9 protein-coding genes and 1 pseudogene are annotated in these 16,465 nt (G+C 52.7%); all 10 read right to left on the bottom strand.

All coding sequences use genetic code 11. The features are described 5' to 3' along the window. Window positions 1-340 precede the first annotated feature (340 nt). Window positions 341-901: a DJ-1 family glyoxalase III gene (locus MXE39_RS10755; RefSeq protein WP_246978715.1), complete on the bottom strand. Its 561-nt coding sequence runs from the start codon at window positions 899-901 to the stop codon at window positions 341-343. A 399-nt stretch (window positions 902-1,300) separates the two neighbouring features. After that, the gene (locus MXE39_RS13115; RefSeq protein WP_246978714.1) at window positions 1,301-2,878 is read right to left on the bottom strand and encodes an FtsX-like permease family protein; all 1,578 of its coding nucleotides are present in this window, start codon (window positions 2,876-2,878) and stop codon (window positions 1,301-1,303) included. A gap of 619 nt (window positions 2,879-3,497) precedes the next feature. Next, window positions 3,498-4,130: pseudogene (locus MXE39_RS10745) on the bottom strand (ABC transporter ATP-binding protein); the annotation flags it as partial. A gap of 172 nt (window positions 4,131-4,302) precedes the next feature. Beyond that, window positions 4,303-5,586, bottom strand: a complete 1,284-nt coding sequence (locus tag MXE39_RS10740) for an FtsX-like permease family protein (protein WP_246978713.1) — start codon at window positions 5,584-5,586, stop codon at window positions 4,303-4,305. 463 nt (window positions 5,587-6,049) lie between these two features. Further along, window positions 6,050-6,910 carry an aldo/keto reductase gene (locus MXE39_RS10735; RefSeq protein WP_246978712.1) on the bottom strand — a complete coding sequence of 287 codons (861 nt, stop codon included), beginning with the start codon at window positions 6,908-6,910 and terminating at the stop codon, window positions 6,050-6,052. 786 nt (window positions 6,911-7,696) lie between these two features. After that, window positions 7,697-9,163 carry a tRNA uracil 4-sulfurtransferase ThiI gene (thiI, locus tag MXE39_RS10730; protein WP_247074066.1) on the bottom strand — a complete coding sequence of 489 codons (1,467 nt, stop codon included), beginning with the start codon at window positions 9,161-9,163 and terminating at the stop codon, window positions 7,697-7,699. Window positions 9,164-9,505: 342 nt separating this feature from the next. Further along, the gene (locus MXE39_RS13010; RefSeq protein WP_281503444.1) at window positions 9,506-10,228 is read right to left on the bottom strand and encodes a peptidylprolyl isomerase; all 723 of its coding nucleotides are present in this window, start codon (window positions 10,226-10,228) and stop codon (window positions 9,506-9,508) included. A 340-nt stretch (window positions 10,229-10,568) separates the two neighbouring features. Further along, window positions 10,569-11,429, bottom strand: coding sequence for a hypothetical protein (locus MXE39_RS10720; RefSeq protein WP_246978710.1), 861 nt, complete (start codon window positions 11,427-11,429; stop codon window positions 10,569-10,571). A gap of 736 nt (window positions 11,430-12,165) precedes the next feature. Further along, a complete protein-coding gene (locus MXE39_RS10715) occupies window positions 12,166-13,461 on the bottom strand; it encodes a 1-acyl-sn-glycerol-3-phosphate acyltransferase (protein WP_246978709.1) in 1,296 nt (431 codons plus the stop codon). Window positions 13,462-14,418: 957 nt separating this feature from the next. Then, window positions 14,419-15,738 carry a glucose-1-phosphate adenylyltransferase gene (gene glgC, locus MXE39_RS10710; RefSeq protein WP_246978708.1) on the bottom strand — a complete coding sequence of 440 codons (1,320 nt, stop codon included), beginning with the start codon at window positions 15,736-15,738 and terminating at the stop codon, window positions 14,419-14,421. Window positions 15,739-16,465: the final 727 nt, after the last annotated feature.

Below are 16,465 nucleotides of genomic sequence, written 5' to 3'. Positions count from 1 at the left end.
CCCCCCTGCCGCCCCCTGCCCCACGCAGGTTGCGCGCCTGTCGCACGGCTGCAGCACACAGGTTGCGCGCAGGCTGTGCTGCTGCCGCGCCCTTTGCTGGTCATGGCATAGTCCGTAAGCGCAAATTGCAACCCTCAGTACCGCTCGCCTGTGCTTATATCAGGCATAAAAAAACCCCGAACCGCTCAGATTCAGGGCTTTTTTGAATGACAAGGGCAGGACTCATTGAGCGCAAGTGCGCTCATACAGATCTGCCTTGCCTGTGGAGGTGACAGGTACTGCCACCTTGCACTCTTAAACTTTAAGCAAGGGATGCTGGCGGTCTGTCAGCTCTGGACTGCTATTCGTCCTTGAAAAGCATGCCGGTCTTAACCTGCTCTACTACGTCAAATGGTACCAGAGCCTCAAGGCAGGCAAGACCAAACTCGATGGACAGAGCAGGGCCCTTGCCGGTTACCAGCTTGTATTCTTTGTCGATGCAGGTATTGGTGTTGGTGTAGTGCTTGATGCTGTCACAGCAGCCAGGGTAGCCGGTAGCTCTGGCTTCACCTACCAGATCATGCTTTGCAAGCACAAAGCCTGGGGCAGCACAGATAGCGCCGATGTAACGGCCGGCAGCCTTCTGCTCCTTGAGCATGGTGATAAGAGGAGCACAGTCGGCGCAGTTCTTGGAGCCGTCCAGACCGCCTGGGATAACGATCATGTCGTAGACGTCATTGCACTCGGAGATGTGCTTGTCACAGACTATTTTCATGCCGTGTGACAGGGTGACTTCACGTGAGCCGTCTGCAGTAATTGCGGCACGGGTAACCTTTACACCACCGCGATCCAGAATAGAAGCGACACTGGTAGCCTCCATGTCTTCGGAGCCATTAGCAAAAGCAATTAAAGCGCTAACCATTATTAAAAACCTCGTAGTTTTGTCAGAACAAAAGCCTGATGATAGTCATGGAGTGACATTGTGAATCTGTGCATATAAAAACGCAAAAACTCCGTGCTTTTTCTCTGATCCAGCTAGCAAAAACAGTACTTACAGGCGATAAATTCAGGCTCCGTGCCCCACAGGTGTGCTCCCAAAAGGCACACTGTTTACTTCGTGGCCCTGCCCAGGCTGCGCTACAGCAGCACGCCCAGGCGGCACCACGGCAGCGCGCCCCTTGCATGGCGCAAAGCGCCCTGCACGGATCCAGGCTGACTGACGGTCCATTTCCTGATGCCGGAAACACAAAGGCCGCCCTGATGACAGGACGGCCTTTGTGCCATGGTGCTGCAAGGCAGCACCTGATTATGCCTGGCGCGGCTAGAGGTTTAACTCCTGGGCCGGCTTGACCCTTGAGGCGCGCAGCGCTGGATAAAGTGAAGCTGCCAGACTCATCAGCACTGATGAGGCCAGAACAAAGGCCGCATCCCACACTGACAGCTGACATGGAATGAAGTTGATGAAATAGACATCCTGATTGAGCAGGTCAAAGCCAAACCAGTCACGGAATGACTGGGTAAATGGAGTGAGCACCAGCGAGAGCAGCAGGCCGGGAATAAACCCTATAAGAGCTCCCTGGCCACCAGAGATCATGCCCATGATGGAGAAGGTACGCACAATATGACGCGGCTTCATGCCCATGGTCAGCAGGATGGCAATTTCACGGCGCTTTTCAGCAACCATCAGCAGAAGATTGGACACGATATTAAAACAGGCCACTGCCAGTACCAGGAACATGGCTATGTACATGATCTGACGTACCATTTGAATATCGTGATAGAGCTTGCCCTGGGAGCCCATCCAGGTTACCAGGAAAGCACTCTCTCTGATGCGGCCATTGGTAGCATTGAAAACAATGGTATTGGTCTGCTGATAGTCAACTGTCTTAATGTGAATGGAGTTGGGACCTGCAAGTCCTGTCATCTCCTTAAGATCAGCAAAGTTCATCAGTGCCACCGAGCTGTCCATCTGACCGCCGATGTGAATAATACCGGCAATCAGCACCTTGTGCTTGTCCGGATTTTTCAGCGTGCGGCTGACTGAAGCATCAGCTCCAGTATCGCTGTTATCAAGAGTGACCACGGCGACCACATCACCAGGACCTGCTCCCAGCTTGCGGGCAATACCGGCACCAATAATCATGCGGGGCAGACGCTGCTCCTCAGCATCGGGCATGGCAGTAAGAAACCTGCCTGACCCCAGGGTATCACCATAGGCCTCAGATCCTGCAGCGGCAGCACGTTGCTGAGCAATTGCATTTACCGCAGCATCATCAAGAGCCTGACTGCCCGCGCTGTCCCCGCCAGCAGCATCTGCAGATGCAGCAGCCGCCTGCCCGGTGGCGCCGCCAGCTGCGGCGCTGTCAGCTGCGGCGCTGTCAGCACCTTCGGCTGAAAGAGCAGTGGCCAGCAGACCTTCATCCCTGGGAGCTACCGGCAGGGCACAGCTGTCCTTAAGCTCAGGGAAGCGATTGCGGTCCAAACACTCAAGGCCGATGTTGATAAAGCGGGCAATATCGATAACCTTGCTTTCTCTAACCGGATCGATACCTGCAATTACCAGCGGTGCAAAGGCGCGGTTGGCTGAAATAATGGCTTTTTGCTCAATGGCCTGAGAGGTGGCCACAATGCCCTTATCTTCAAGGAGCAGCCTTTCAATTTCAGCGGCATTTTCAAAACTGGAGCGTGAGCTGTTGAGCTGAGCAGAAGGGATGATTGAGAGCACACGGTTCTCAAGCTCATACTCAAAGCCATTCATTACCGACAGACCGATAATGGCGGCAAACACACCAATGGCTATGCCACAGGTAGAAGCAAAGGAAATAAAGCGGGTAAGGCCTGCCTTGCGTCTTGAGCGGACAAAACGCAGTGCCATCTTAAACCCTAAATTATCTGCCACTTGAACCTCCGGCCATCCTGGCCATGTCTTACTGCCTGTTATTTAGCGACTGTCAGTCATTGTTACGGTCAAAAATCACAGCCTTGCATTCCTGCTGAGCAGCCCCGGCCCCCTTATCAGCCCTGTCAGCTGCGCTGTCAGCGCCGCAGCCTGCAGCGTCACTGCCAGCGGCTGCGGCGCCACTGCCGGCCTCTTCGCGGCTTTCGCGTCGGGCGTCAGCCTGCTCACGCAGACGTGAACCTGTTGCATTGGATTCTTCCTGAGGAATGCGGTAACTGCCTACAGTGGTGCTGAATGCTGCGGCCTGAGAAGACTGTGGGCTCTCTGAATCATGGCGCGCAAGTTCAGCTGCACTGGCGCTGTCAGCACTCTGTGCATCTGCTGTGGCACCTGCTACTGCAGCCGTACCTGTACCTGCACTTTCAGTGCTGTCTGCCATACCTGATGCTGAGGCGCCGGCTGCTGCCGGGCTGGTGGAGATATTGTGCAGACGCTGCATGACCATGTCCTTGTAAGAGGTATGCAGATCAAGCTTATGACTGTCGAGCATGATGCTCTCTTCAGCTCTGAAGGTACCGCGTTCGATAATGCCACTGGTCATTTCAAAAACATTGTCGCAACGGGCAGCCAGTGAGGTGTCATGAGTAACCATGACCACGGCTGCTGACTCATCACGCACCAGCTCACGGAAGAGATCAAAAACCATGGCGGCATTGGTCTCATCAAGATTTCCTGTAGGCTCGTCAGCCAGAATCAGCTCAGGGGAGTAGGCAAGAGCACGGGCAATGGCCACACGCTGGCGCTCACCACCTGACATCTCCGCTGGCAGCTTGCCACCCTTGTCAGCAAGACCTACGCGCTCAAGCAGATAATCGGCTCTGCTGGCGGCCAGCTGGCGGGCAATGCCGTCAATGAGCAGCGGCATCATGATGTTTTCACGTGCTGTAAAGTCACCCAGCAGATGATGGAACTGGTAGACAAAGCCCAGATGACGGTTGCGGAAAACAGCCTTGTCGCGGGCTGAAAGACTGATGATATCAGTATCGTAAAAGACGATTTCGCCCTTATCAGGTGAGTCCAGAGTGCCCAGAATATGAAGCAGGGTGCTCTTGCCTGAACCTGACTTGCCCACAATGGCAGTCATTTTGGAGGCTTCAATATCGAGGTCAACACCCTTTAACACAGGAGTTCTGATGGCACCTTCACTGTAGGCATGCTCGATACCACGACCCTTGAGTAAAATTTTATGCATCACTATTTCCTGAAAAAAACTCAGAACACCAAATCATGACCTGAGGGTCAGTTCCCCGTTCCGCCAGCACGGCATGCCTGGCGCCAGGGCCGGCACTGCCATGGCAGGCCGCACCGGCTGGCACCGCGCACAGCGCGCTGCGCATCATTGAGTCTCTGGCGGCGTCCTGGCCCTAGGATGAAGTCAGGGCGCGGGCCGGGTCAGAGCGGCTTGCGTACATGGCCGGATAAATGGTGCACAGCAAGGAGACGCCCAGGCACAGGGCTACGATAATGGAGATATTGCCCGCATCAATGTAAACCGGCAGACGCTCGGACATAATGCTGATACCAATGACATTGAGCATATCCTGGGCATTAAGAGCCAGAGGTATGCCCAGCGCCAGACCGGCAATGGAGCCCACAATACTTGCAGACATGCCGACCAGCAGGAATACGGCCAGCAGGCGGCCATTGCTCATGCCCAGAGTTTTGAGAATGGCAATCTCACTTACACGGGAGCTGACCACCATGGTCAGGGAAGACAGAATGTTAAAGGCTGCAACCAGCACAATAAGACAGAGCATGATGGACATGGAAATTCGCTCAAGACCTACGGCCTTGAAGAAGTCGCCATAGCGGCTGCGCCAGTCTGTGTACTGATACTTGCCGTCCAGCTGGGAGGTCACGGCCTCAACCATGAAAGGATCACGCAGGAACAGACGGTAGTAATTCTCCTCGCCTTTAACGCGGAAGAACTTTCTGACATCGTCATAATGACCAATGACAATAGGAGACTGGGACTTGTCCAGAGAGTTGATAATATCCACCACAGAGAAATTGCGCTGTACCGGAGTCAGACCAAAAGGGGTATAGCGGGCATTGCGGGTGCTGATAAGACGGACCTTGCTGTTATCCACAAGATCCAGATTGAGCTCCAGTACGGTGCTGTAGTTGACGGCCAGCTGATAGCGGCCAGGGACAAATTCATACTGGGATCCGTAGTGATAGCCTGCCCTGTCGGTTTCAGGCATTTTGATACGGTACTGAAGATGATCAATATCATCGTGGGAGGAGGCGGCGCGGCGCGAGCTCAGACCTATTTCACCTGCATAGCCGTGGCTGATGTACAGAGAGTCTGTACGCTCACCCTGAAGGGTTACCATGGAAATGTTGCTGCCGTGCTGGAGCATGGCCTCGCCTTCAATAAAAGGGACCAGAGCATTAACGCCCCTGATATTGAGCAGATAGGGAATGTCACTGCTGTTGGCTCTGACCACCACATGAGGACAGTCACCAAGTATGCTTTCCTTGAGACGTTCCTGCAGGCCCTGCATGATGGAGCTGACCACTACCAGTGCACATACACCAATGGCTATGCCCAGAGTAGCAAGGGCAGCAACAAAGGTGGCAAAGCGCTGCTTCTTCGATCCTCTGATATAGCGCAGAGCGATGAAAAGCACTGAGTTGTTCAGCATAAACTCTATATCCTGTTAATTGCTCTGACCACAGACCGGCAGTGGCATGATGCTGTAATTACCAGACAGCTGATGACAGTACAGCATATGAGGACTTGCAGTCATATGCTGTCGTTACAAACATTAAATGAACAAAAAATAAAAACGGCTGTCTCACGGTCAGCCCATCCCTGCCAGTCATGCATCAGGCACTGCATCCGCCCCGCCCAGCCAGGCACGGCATAAGCCACGGCTTCCGCCCCGCCCAGCCAGTCTCGGCATAAGGCACGCAATCCGCCACGCCCAGCCAGTCACGGCATCAGTCCGGCACAGGGCAGGGAATCAGCCCCGGGGCAGAGTTAATACAGACGCATTAGCCACAGATATGCTCCTGCAGATTGCATAGGGCAGAAATGGCGAACGTAAGAAACTTATTATTCTATATCGACTGAGGCCGGTGCAGAACTTAAAGTCCGGATTTTTTTCAGCTTTGCTTACTTCCAGGTACAAAATCGGCAAGAGCCTGGACAAATTCCGGATCCTGATGATTGCAAAAGACACTGTTGCGGGTATCAAGCGACTGAATCAGCCCCATTTCTGATCGGGTAAGCTCAAAATCAAAGATATTGATGTTTTCTTCCATGCGGTTGAGGTGACTGGACTTGGGAATGGCAATAATGCCGCTCTGAATTAAAAAACGCAAAGCCACCTGAGCCACACTTTTGTCATGACGTGCTCCTATTTTGGAAAGCACAGGATTGGCAAAGAAGTTGTTCATGCCCTCGGCAAATGGGCCCCATGATTCAAGCTGTACCTTAAAGCGGTCCAGATAGGGACGCAGGGCGGTCTGCTGCTGAAAGACATGAGTTTCCATCTGATTGATCTGCGGTTTGACGTCCACAAAGTTGCACAGATCAACAAGGCGGTCAGCATAGAAGTTAGAGACGCCTATGGCGCGGCATTTACCCTGCTTGAGCGCCTTTTCAAGAGCTCTCCAGGTGCCGTAATAATCACCAAAAGGCTGGTGAATGAGCATAAGGTCGATGTAGTCGGTGCCAAGGCGGCGCAGGCTGTCCTCAAGAGAGAGCATGGCCTTTTGCTCTCCGCTGTTGGAGACCCATATTTTGGAGGTCAGAAAGATCTCATCACGGGGCACTTCAGAGGCCTTTACAGCTTTTCCTACCGACTCTTCATTGTTGTAGGCCTGGGCAGTATCAATCAGACGGTAGCCAACAGAAAGGGCATTGAGCACAACCTGCTCACATTCATTCTCATCGTGAAGCTGAAAAACACCAAAGCCCAGGGCCGGCATTTTAACGTTGTTGTTAAGAACGATGTTATGCATTGTTTCTCCCCGTTACTCATTACCCGTTGACCAAAAAAAAACAATCTCAGCCCGCCTCATCACGGCATCACCACAAATGCAGCTGATGTGCCGCAACAGGTGGCAGCTCCCCGGCCGGGCTGGTGCCCGAGGCGGCTGCACACACATGCACAGCGACCTCTGGCCACATGGCACACAGCCGCATTGACCACTGGCCGTGCGGCACAGATCCTGAGTCATGAATTTATTGACTGAGTTGATAACCTGCTGCGTTTATCTGAAGGCACTGACGCAGCCTGTGTGTACTTACCTTGGGGGCTGCCGGCAAAAAAGCAGCATACGCTGCTGCCCAACAGTACCGGGCATGCTCCCTTGCCCGGACAGCAAAGCACAGAAAGCCCGGCAAAGAAGTTCAACTGACTGTCGGGGGCTGAATACGACAACAGCACATGCCTCATATGCTGTCTGCAGATCATGCTACGTACTGTTTTTTGGGTGTCCGCCCTGACAGTATGACCACAGCAATTGGGCCCGGCCCATACAATAAGGCCGGGCTCCCTGTGAGTATACGGGATCCCGGCCTTATTTTTCACTACAGGCGTCACTGTTGGACATACAGACAGGCGTCACTGTCTTACTGTCTCAGCCCCCTGGGCATGGGGCTGCTCCTGGTCTGGGTATTTGTCTGCCCCTGGTCTGGGCCAGGGCCTGCGCATCGGCCAGGAGGACGACAGCGCTGCCGCCAGCAAGCGCTGCTGCGCAGACTCAGCTGCTGACGCTGGCATGGCCAGTGGCCCGTGGCCGTCATCAACTGTGCTCAGGGCGCCATACCTTGACGTTGTGATAGCCCTTTTCCTTGAGCTCACGGGCCTGCATCAGGCTCATCACGCCCTGATCGCAGTACAGGGCATAGGTCTTGATGTCATCGAGCTTTTCAAACTCTGAGGCCACTTTGTAAAAAGGAATGGTGATTACCGGATTGGCAAGATCCTTTAAAGGATTGCGATCGGCATCATCAGGTGAGCGCACGTCAATTACCACATCGCTGAAAGCAAGAGTGCTGACAGTTTCAACCTCGACCTCAAGGCGGCTGGTGTTTTCAGGGATTTCCTTGATTTCAAGCATGGAGGAACGCTCAAGAGCATCCTCAATCAGGCCGCTTTCCATCTTTGCCTCTTCCTCTTCGACGAAAGAGCGCTCCGGACAGACATTAGGGTGATCGGAAATAACACCACAGTACTCAGGCATGCTCTCGGCAAAGCCGGCAGTGCCGATTTCCCAGGCCTTGTCGACAATATCCTGCTTGTCCTCCATAACCAGAGGACGCAGGATCATGGTGTCAGAGACAGCATCAATGTGGCTTAAGTTGGTCACTGTCTGTGAGGACACCTGACCGACACTTTCACCTGTAACCAGAGCCTCAGCCTTGAGACGGGCAGCTACGGCAGAGGCCACACGCACCATCATGCGCTTGAGGATAACTCCGCGTACACCATGGTGAGTGCGCTCAAGGATCTGACCTACAATTTTTTCAAAAGGTACGGTGATAAAGCGCACCTTGTGAGAGGCAGCAAAGCGATCCCAGATAAAGTAGGCCTCACGCTTTACACCCAGCTCATGGGCAGTACCACCCATGTTGAAGAATACGTAGTGGACCTTCATGCCACGGTGAATGGCCTTGTAGGTGGAGACACCACTGTCAAAGCCGCCTGAGAGCAGACTCAGAGCCACGCCCTGAGTACCTACAGGATATCCGCCCAGACCCTGGTGACGGCTTGTGACCACATAGGCCAGATCCTGATCAATCTCAATGGTGATTTTGACATCAGGATTATCAAGGGACACACCGTTGTTGGGATACTTCTGACGGAACATGCCGCCAATCATGCGCTCGGCCTGCTGGGAGGTAAAAGAGTGGCTGCCACGACGACGGACGCGCACGGCAAAGGTTTTGCCCTCGATTTCAGGACCGTAGATAGGACCGGCTACAGCAAAGATGTCATCAAAGTTCTCAAAGCGGAACTCCTTGACCTCAAGGAAAGAGTGAATGCCAGGAATACGTGACAGCTCACGTACGGCCATGGCACGGGTCTTGTCAGAATCATCCTCACCCACATTAACTATGAGCTTGTCCCACTGAGGAAGAACCTTGATTGTAAAGCCATGATGACCGGCAACATTAAAGAGGTTCTGAGTCAGAACCTTGATAAGACGGTTACGTACCGGACGGCTTTTGATGGAGATTTCAGGAAAGAGTCGGAGAATGAACTTCATAATTACTGGCGCCATACCTGATCTGCAGCTAACAGGCAGCACCCACCTCCATTTAAAAACTGGTTAAACAAGTTCTTCTCACCTAAGAGAAGCGTAATTATGCGGGCATCAGCAATGCAGGGCAGGGCAGCCAGTGCCATGGGCAAGGCCCAGGGCACTTGCGCCCCGGGGCTGGACGTCCCCTGGCCTGGCCCCTTTGCCATAAGCGGCTGCACAGGGTGAAAACTACAGAGCCCTCCGGCATGTTAACTGCCAGGAGGGCCCTGCATTGCTGATAAACATCGCCCTGGTTAAAAAACAGGTCGATAGTTTAGCACTTTTTAAGGAAAAAGAGATTGAGCTTTAGCCGTGACAGCCGCAGCCACCGTGGCCATGGCCGTGACCGCCGCCACAGCAGCCGCCGTGCTCTTCCTTCTCCTCAGCGCTGTCGTGGCAGCCGCAACCGCCGTGGCCGTGACCATGGCCGCCGCCACAGCACTCGTGCTCCTCTTCGTAAGGATCGTGGCAGCCGCAGCCACCGCCATGACCGTGGCCATGACCGCCGCCGCAGCAACCGCCACCGCCGCCACAGCAGCCGCCGTGAGCCTCAGATGGGCATACACCGTTCTCATGAGCGTGGCCGTGAGCGATTTCCTCATCGGTAGCCTCACGTACGTCCTCAACAACGATCATGAAGTTTAAGGTCTTGCCGGCTAATGGGTGGTTACCGTCAACAACAACCTTGTCATCGTTGATTTCCTTGATAACTACCAGACGAGGGCCGGCAGAGGTGTCGGCCTCAAAGGCATTACCAACCTGAATTGGGAAATCACCGAACATGGAGCGGTCGATGCTCTGAACAAGGCCGTCCATGAACTCACCAAAAGCCTCCTCAGGCTTGAGCTTTAAAGTGAACTCATCACCTTTCTCATGACCTACCAGACCCTTGTCCATGCCTGGAACCAGGTATTCCTGGCCAATCAGGGCAACCACTGGCTGCTTGGGATCGGTACGGCCGACAACCTGGTCGGTCTCATCAGTAACTACATAAGAAACAGTAACAACGGTATTTTTAGCGATCTTCATCGTATATGCCTTGCTCACCTAAATCAAAAAAAGCCTGTTAAAGCTGACAATGAGATTATACACCAGCGGGCAACTTCGGTTAGCCAGTTGCAACAGCCTTATCAGCTAAGTGGCCTGTTATGGTCATTCATGCCGTGAGCACACTCCCGCACCTTACAGTCAAAATGGCGTATTTACGCGCTGTACAGATATAAAAAGCCCGCACATAGGCGGGCTAATTTGCGATTTTGAATCAAAAATTGTATCAAGTGTCAGCCCCGGGAAGCATGCTGTCCTGCAACATGGCTGCCCGGCTGCGCCGCGCCGCACTGTGTGCCTTGCACATAAGTGCATAATGTACTTACTGGGCGGCCAGGCTTGACTGATCGGCAGCAGCGTTATCGTTGCTGGTAACGGCCTTGACCTCAGAGTTAAGAGTAGCAATACGCTCGGCAATAACAGTGTCCATGAAGCACTTTTCAGCAATTACACCCTTGCTGTCAAAGGCCATATACTCGCCACGGGAGCTGACGACGAATTTGGCGCATGGATCCTTGAGCTGCTTGCCTCTTGCAGTGAGGGTAATAGTAAAGTTGTCAGGACCGGCCACGATTTTGGCGTTGTAATAAGGTCTTACCTTATTGGAGAAAGTAAAACGGCAGTCCTTGAATCCGGCATTGATATCGCCACAGGAAGAAAGGAAAGCAGCACCGTCAGAAAGCTCTGACAGAGCCTGGCGACGTACGGCCATGGTGGCCTTGTCTACCTCAGGCTCACTGCCTGAAAAACCAAACAGAGACCAGGACTCGTCCTGACCTGATGCCTGACCACCGGAACCCTGAGCAGCACCGTTACCGGCGCCACTGGCAGCAAGGTCGAGCTGACCTGCAATATTGTTACCGCCATTGTGCAGAGAACCTGCTGCAGAGCTGCCATTAGGAACACGATCAAAGGCTTCAAAAGTGCCTGTTGTCTGGTTTTTGCTGTCAGCAATTATTACTGCGCCACCCTGACTACCTGGATCATTTTTTGCACTGTCCTTGAGGCCCACGTGAGCTATCAGCGACAGGGCAAACATTGCCAGCATGCTGGCACGCAGATAGGAACGGGATCCGTCAGCGTTATACAGCGGACTGAATCCGTATTTGCGATACAGCTCTGCTCCTGACTCTGTCAAAGTTTTGATGTTCTGGGAGAGCAGCTGCTCGAACCTGGTGGACATATATGTTCATCCTGAATAAATCAAGCGCATCTGACCTGCGCTAATACTCCAAAGGCCGACAGACGGCGGCCAGTCCACAGATGTGCGTAAGCTCCCTGCTGCCTGAACGGCAGAGGCACATAGAGCATGACGTCTGAGGACCTGTCAGATTACCCCGTATCACAGACAGGGTGTGAGGCAGTGTGAGATGGAAGGTACTGTTATCAGCCACGAAATGGCTTGCAGTAAGCCATAATTACCTTTTTTAAGGACCAAAACAAAGAAATGGCGCCACATCTGCACAAGTTCAGTTACTAACTGAGGAAAATGCCTTATTTAATAAGTATAGTAAAGTATTTTAGCCTGGAAAACGTTATCACGCCATTGATTTTGCCTGATTACGTGCCTTATACACATCTAGGAAATTCCGCTCAGGCCTTTATTTATCTCAATTCAGATCTGAATTTTTTATCCAGAATAAAACAGCACAAATTAAGCATACATCACGGAATTACTGTTAAGTGACAGTAATGGTGCATTACAAAAGACAAAGGGCAGTTCTTAAGAACTGCCCTTTGTCTTTTGTACGGCATCTTGCCTTGATGTTCTGTTGTTACTGAGCAGCTCTGCCAGGTGCACCTCCATGCGCACTGCCAGCTAAAGCACAGTCTTAAACTGAGTCAGTGGCTGCATGCAATGCCGTTTCGGCAGTGGCCCTGGCAGCGCTATACGCTGCCGCTGCTGCAGCCGGAGCTGCTTACTCGGTAGCGGCGCTGGCTGCCGACTCGCTGGCAGCAGGCTCACTGGCGTCCGGCTCACTGGCGGACGGCTCGCAGACGCTTTCCTTAACGTTATCCAGAGTGAAATCGAGCTCACCGTCAGCTGCACGCTTCCTGTTGATGTAAGGATAGGCGTACATCTGCATAATGCGCTTGCGCAGGTGCTCAGGGTAGCCCTGCAGACGGTTATTGAACTTGTTCCTGTCTTCAGTGCTGATGGAGGCAATCTCATCATCACCGCACAGACCAAGGCCGTGAGCGGCGAGCATTACGCTTGGATAGAACTCGTAGTTGAGGTAGATAAACCTGTCGATAAGGGCCGCCAGCTGGGACGGGGTCTCAAAACCGCCGCTGACTGGATCACCGGCCACTATGCATACACGGCCCTTGTAATCGTTGATGCCCTTGATAATGCTCCTGATGTCCTCAAACTCGCTCTTCTGATACTTGCCATCGTTGCGGGCACGCTCTTCGAGCTCATTGGCCTTGGCCACATCACCAGGATCGTACTCATAGGTAATGGAGACAGGGACAATGTTGAGACTGGACATGTACTCACCAAAGCTCTTTCCCTGTTTGCGGCCGTACATGTGCAGCATCTTGAGTACTGCCTCTTCGGTGCAGTCATTACCGTCCTTGGCACGACCTTCACGCTGGGCAATCCAGATGGAGTGGCCTTCCTTTAAGGACAGACCAATATAGTGAGACAGGTGGTTTACTTCCTTGAGACGCTCACGTGGCAGGGTAACGGAGCGCTTGACGATAAAGCTCTTGTTAAGACGCATCAGGGCAGTGGCAGCCGGCATCTTGAGCAGATTATCGCCAATGGCAATACGCACAGTCTGATTGTAATAGCTGTGGTAGGCAAAGTCGATGAAGCAAGGATCGAGTGAGATGTCGCGATGATTGGAGATAAAAAGATAGCCGCGATCAGGGTTGAGCTTTTCAAAGCCCCTGAAAGTTACGCCATCAGTGGTGTTGTCTATCATGCGGGTAACAGCTGCTGCTACCTGCATCTGGAAGTCCTCAATGGAGTTGATCTTCCTGACAGCATTTTTGATGTATGAACGTACCGGAATCTTCAGCAGAGGGCCAATAAACCTGCTCAGCTTTGGATAACGCAGTCTGACAATACCGTTTACCAGAGATTCATCGTTGGCAATGACAGCCAGCTCCTGTTGAGCTTCATCATCCCGGCAAGGACGGATGTCATCAAAAACTGCATCCTCGCTTGATTCAACCACTGCGTTCTGATCGAGGATCTGCTCACTCATCAGTAACTACTCCTGTAGGAAACACCATTCCTGCTGCAGTCCGGCCCGGCCCTGCTGTTACCGGTACGGCCTTATTAATAAGCAGGCGTTAAATATGACAGCTCAGGTTAATCATGGGGTGAGTCGTCAGCCCCGTTGTTTGAAGCATACAGACCTGCGTGCAGGTCTGAAAATGATACTTTACGTTCACCCGGACCTTCAGGCGCACATCAGCTGACCTGACACGTGCCAGGCAGGCACCTTGCAAGGACATGGCTGAAAATTTCCCTGTGCTTTGTACAGTAATTCTGCTGCCTGATCAATGCCATGCAGGCACAGTTCAGCGCTACCGCAGCAGTTGCAGTATGGCAATTGTACTGTCTGAAAAATTAGACAAAACCATATACAGGCCTGAAATCAGGCCGTTCTGACCGCGATAAAGGATGCAAGCTTAGGCAAATTTGCCTTAATTTGCAAGCTGTTAGCAGCCAAAGTGCGGGCCAGCCCGCATTAGATTATTCAAATAAGCCCTCACGCCCTTACTTTACCGTCCAGGGCAGCACAATGTACCCGGTAAGGTAAGCGCAGCAGACACTGCGCTCACACCGCTGCAGGCCACCAAACACGGTCCACCAGGCACGGTCCACCAGGCACGGTCCACCAGGCACGGTCCACCAGGCACGGTCCACCAGGACCGGTACACCTGGACCGGTACACCTGGACCGGTCCACCAGACCCGTTGCTGGCGCCTGGCCATGCTGGCCTGACGGCGCAGGAGCGTGCAGGGATCATACCCCCATATTAAATACAGCACCTTGACGGCAGCTGCCAGCGCCAAAGGCGCTGACCAGATGACATACAAGGTGCTGTATAAATGCGGCATTGCAGCTGTCAGCTCCCCTTGAGGTCAGTGCCTGTCCCGGGCACCTGGTGCCAGGGACAGCTGTCAGGGGAGAACAGGCTGCATGGTGCTGCTCTTTAGTAAATTGGGGAACTGTTGGCGCTGTACTCTTCAAAGCCATCGAACAGGTGAGGCTCGTCAACACGCAGCTTCTCAAGCATCTCGCGGGTTACCAGCACTACGCCACCTGCAGTACGGAAGAAGCGACGGGCATCAGTGGTCTCGTTCTCACCGATGATAAGGTTACGAGGCAGCTCACAGCCACGGTCAAGCACAACCTTGGTCAGGCGGCAGCCACGGTGAATAACACATGATGGCAGAATTACAGCTTCGTTGAGGCAGCAGTTGGAATGCACGCGGGAGTTGGAGAACAGTACGCTGTGGCACAGAGAAGAGCCGGAGATGATACAGCCGGCAGAACATACGGAGTTCATCACTACTGAAGAAGCACCGCTGATGTCCTGTACATACTTTGCTGGTGGCAGCTGATCCTGGTGGGTCCAGATAGGCCACTTGGTGTCGTAAACGTCCAGCTGAGGCTGTACGGATGCGACATCCATGTTAGCTTCCCAGTATGCATCGATAGTACCTACGTCACGCCAGTAGCAGATCTCCAGGTTACCCTGATTGCGGATGCATGACATGGAGAAGTCGTGGGCGTGAGCCTTGTGCTCCTTAACCAGCTTAGGAATGATGTCAAAGCCGAAGTCACGACGTGAGCCTTCAGTGCGGGCATCTTCATTGAGTACGTTGTAGAGGAACTCGGCGTTGAAGACGTAAATACCCATGGAGGCCAGAGACCTGTCAGGATCATTTGGCATGCCAGGAGGATCAGCTGGCTTCTCGAGGAAGTCAGTGATCATATTGTTGTTGTCTACCTGCATGATGCCGTAGGCTGAAGCCTCAGAACGTGGAATGGCAATACAGGCCACGGTTACAGGGCAGCCACTCTTGATGTGGTCCATAACCATGGAGGTGTAGTCCATCTTGTAGATATGGTCAGCTGACAGAATCACAATGTACTTAGGCATGTGATTGCGGATGATGTCAATGTTCTGGTAGACAGCATCAGCAGTACCCTGGTACCAGTGCTCTTCGTCAACACGCTGCTGGGCAGGAAGAAGATCTACGAACTCATTGAACTGGCCGCGCAGGAAAGACCAGCCGGACTGGATGTGACGTAACAAGGAGTGGGACTTATACTGAGTGACTACACCAATACGGGTAATACCGGAGTTGACACAGTTGGACAGAGCAAAGTCGATAATTCTGAACTTACCACCAAAGAATACAGCTGGCTTGGCACGGCTGTCAGTAAGCATATGTAATCTGCTGCCACGACCACCAGCCAGAACTAAAGCTAAAGTCTGTTTAGCCACATCACGTGAGTTTTCCATCACTCGACCTCAATTATTAATCTGTAAGCTAGAAAAATAAACCAACATCGCACTGCCTGGAAAAGTTTCAGGTTCAGCTTCTTTTCAGGGTCGGTCTGGTGTGAGGATGTAATCCTTATTCCCTGCCTGTGACAGGTACATACAGCGCATCTTTACTGCGCACGTCCTTAACACCTTTTGTTGCCTGATGCTCAGGGCGGAGTCTGCCGCCTGAGCGGTTAAGGCCCTCAGCCTGAAATTTCACCGTGAACTTTTCCGGTCTTTTTATCTATCCCCTGACATTGGTCTGCACAGGCGCATGACACTGTCAGACTGTAAGAAGAAACTCATTATGCCTAGCTGAACACAGAGGCCTTACATTTTGACAGAGGTTAGGGCGGCCGTTTTGGCTGGATCCAGGAGCTGTTACTCTGGGATCCGTCAAAAAAATCTGTTCACCTTGTCTGAAATAGGGTCCGCTTGCACGGACCTTTCATGAAATCACTTGTTTGTTTGAGCAAAATTCCATACATGGGCTGTAAATGCTGTCTGAGGCTGAAGTTAATGTGTTTGACTGCCGGCTGTGCCGGTATGGGACTCTCAGAGCAGCCGAGAACAGTAATCATGACACGGACATATTGCTGTGAATTTCATGAGTTTTATTAGTCGCTTATCTAACTTTAAGCAGACGATGTTCAAAAACTACAGTATCGATTGTGCACCAGACTTACCAAATAAGCTATCTCCT

The organism is Anaerobiospirillum sp. NML120511, from assembly GCF_023050955.1.
Taxonomy (GTDB): Bacteria; Pseudomonadota; Gammaproteobacteria; order Enterobacterales; family Succinivibrionaceae; genus Anaerobiospirillum.
The sequence above is the reverse complement of the archived record's forward strand: the minus strand, read 5'-3'. Positions and strand labels throughout refer to the sequence as shown.

Bases quoted from the DNA above. Each gene is read 5' to 3' on its own strand.
- MXE39_RS10755 (WP_246978715.1), bottom strand. From the start codon at position 901: ATGGTTAGCGCTTTAATTGCTTTTGCTAATGGCTCCGAAGACATGGAG.
- MXE39_RS10740 (WP_246978713.1), bottom strand. From the start codon at position 5,586: ATGCTGAACAACTCAGTGCTTTTCATCGCTCTGCGCTATATCAGAGGA.
- MXE39_RS10735 (WP_246978712.1), bottom strand. From the start codon at position 6,910: ATGCATAACATCGTTCTTAACAACAACGTTAAAATGCCGGCCCTGGGC.
- thiI (WP_247074066.1), bottom strand. From the start codon at position 9,163: ATGAAGTTCATTCTCCGACTCTTTCCTGAAATCTCCATCAAAAGCCGT.
- MXE39_RS13010 (WP_281503444.1), bottom strand. From the start codon at position 10,228: ATGAAGATCGCTAAAAATACCGTTGTTACTGTTTCTTATGTAGTTACT.
- MXE39_RS10720 (WP_246978710.1), bottom strand. From the start codon at position 11,429: ATGTCCACCAGGTTCGAGCAGCTGCTCTCCCAGAACATCAAAACTTTG.
- MXE39_RS10715 (WP_246978709.1), bottom strand. From the start codon at position 13,461: ATGAGTGAGCAGATCCTCGATCAGAACGCAGTGGTTGAATCAAGCGAG.
- glgC (WP_246978708.1), bottom strand. From the start codon at position 15,738: ATGGAAAACTCACGTGATGTGGCTAAACAGACTTTAGCTTTAGTTCTG.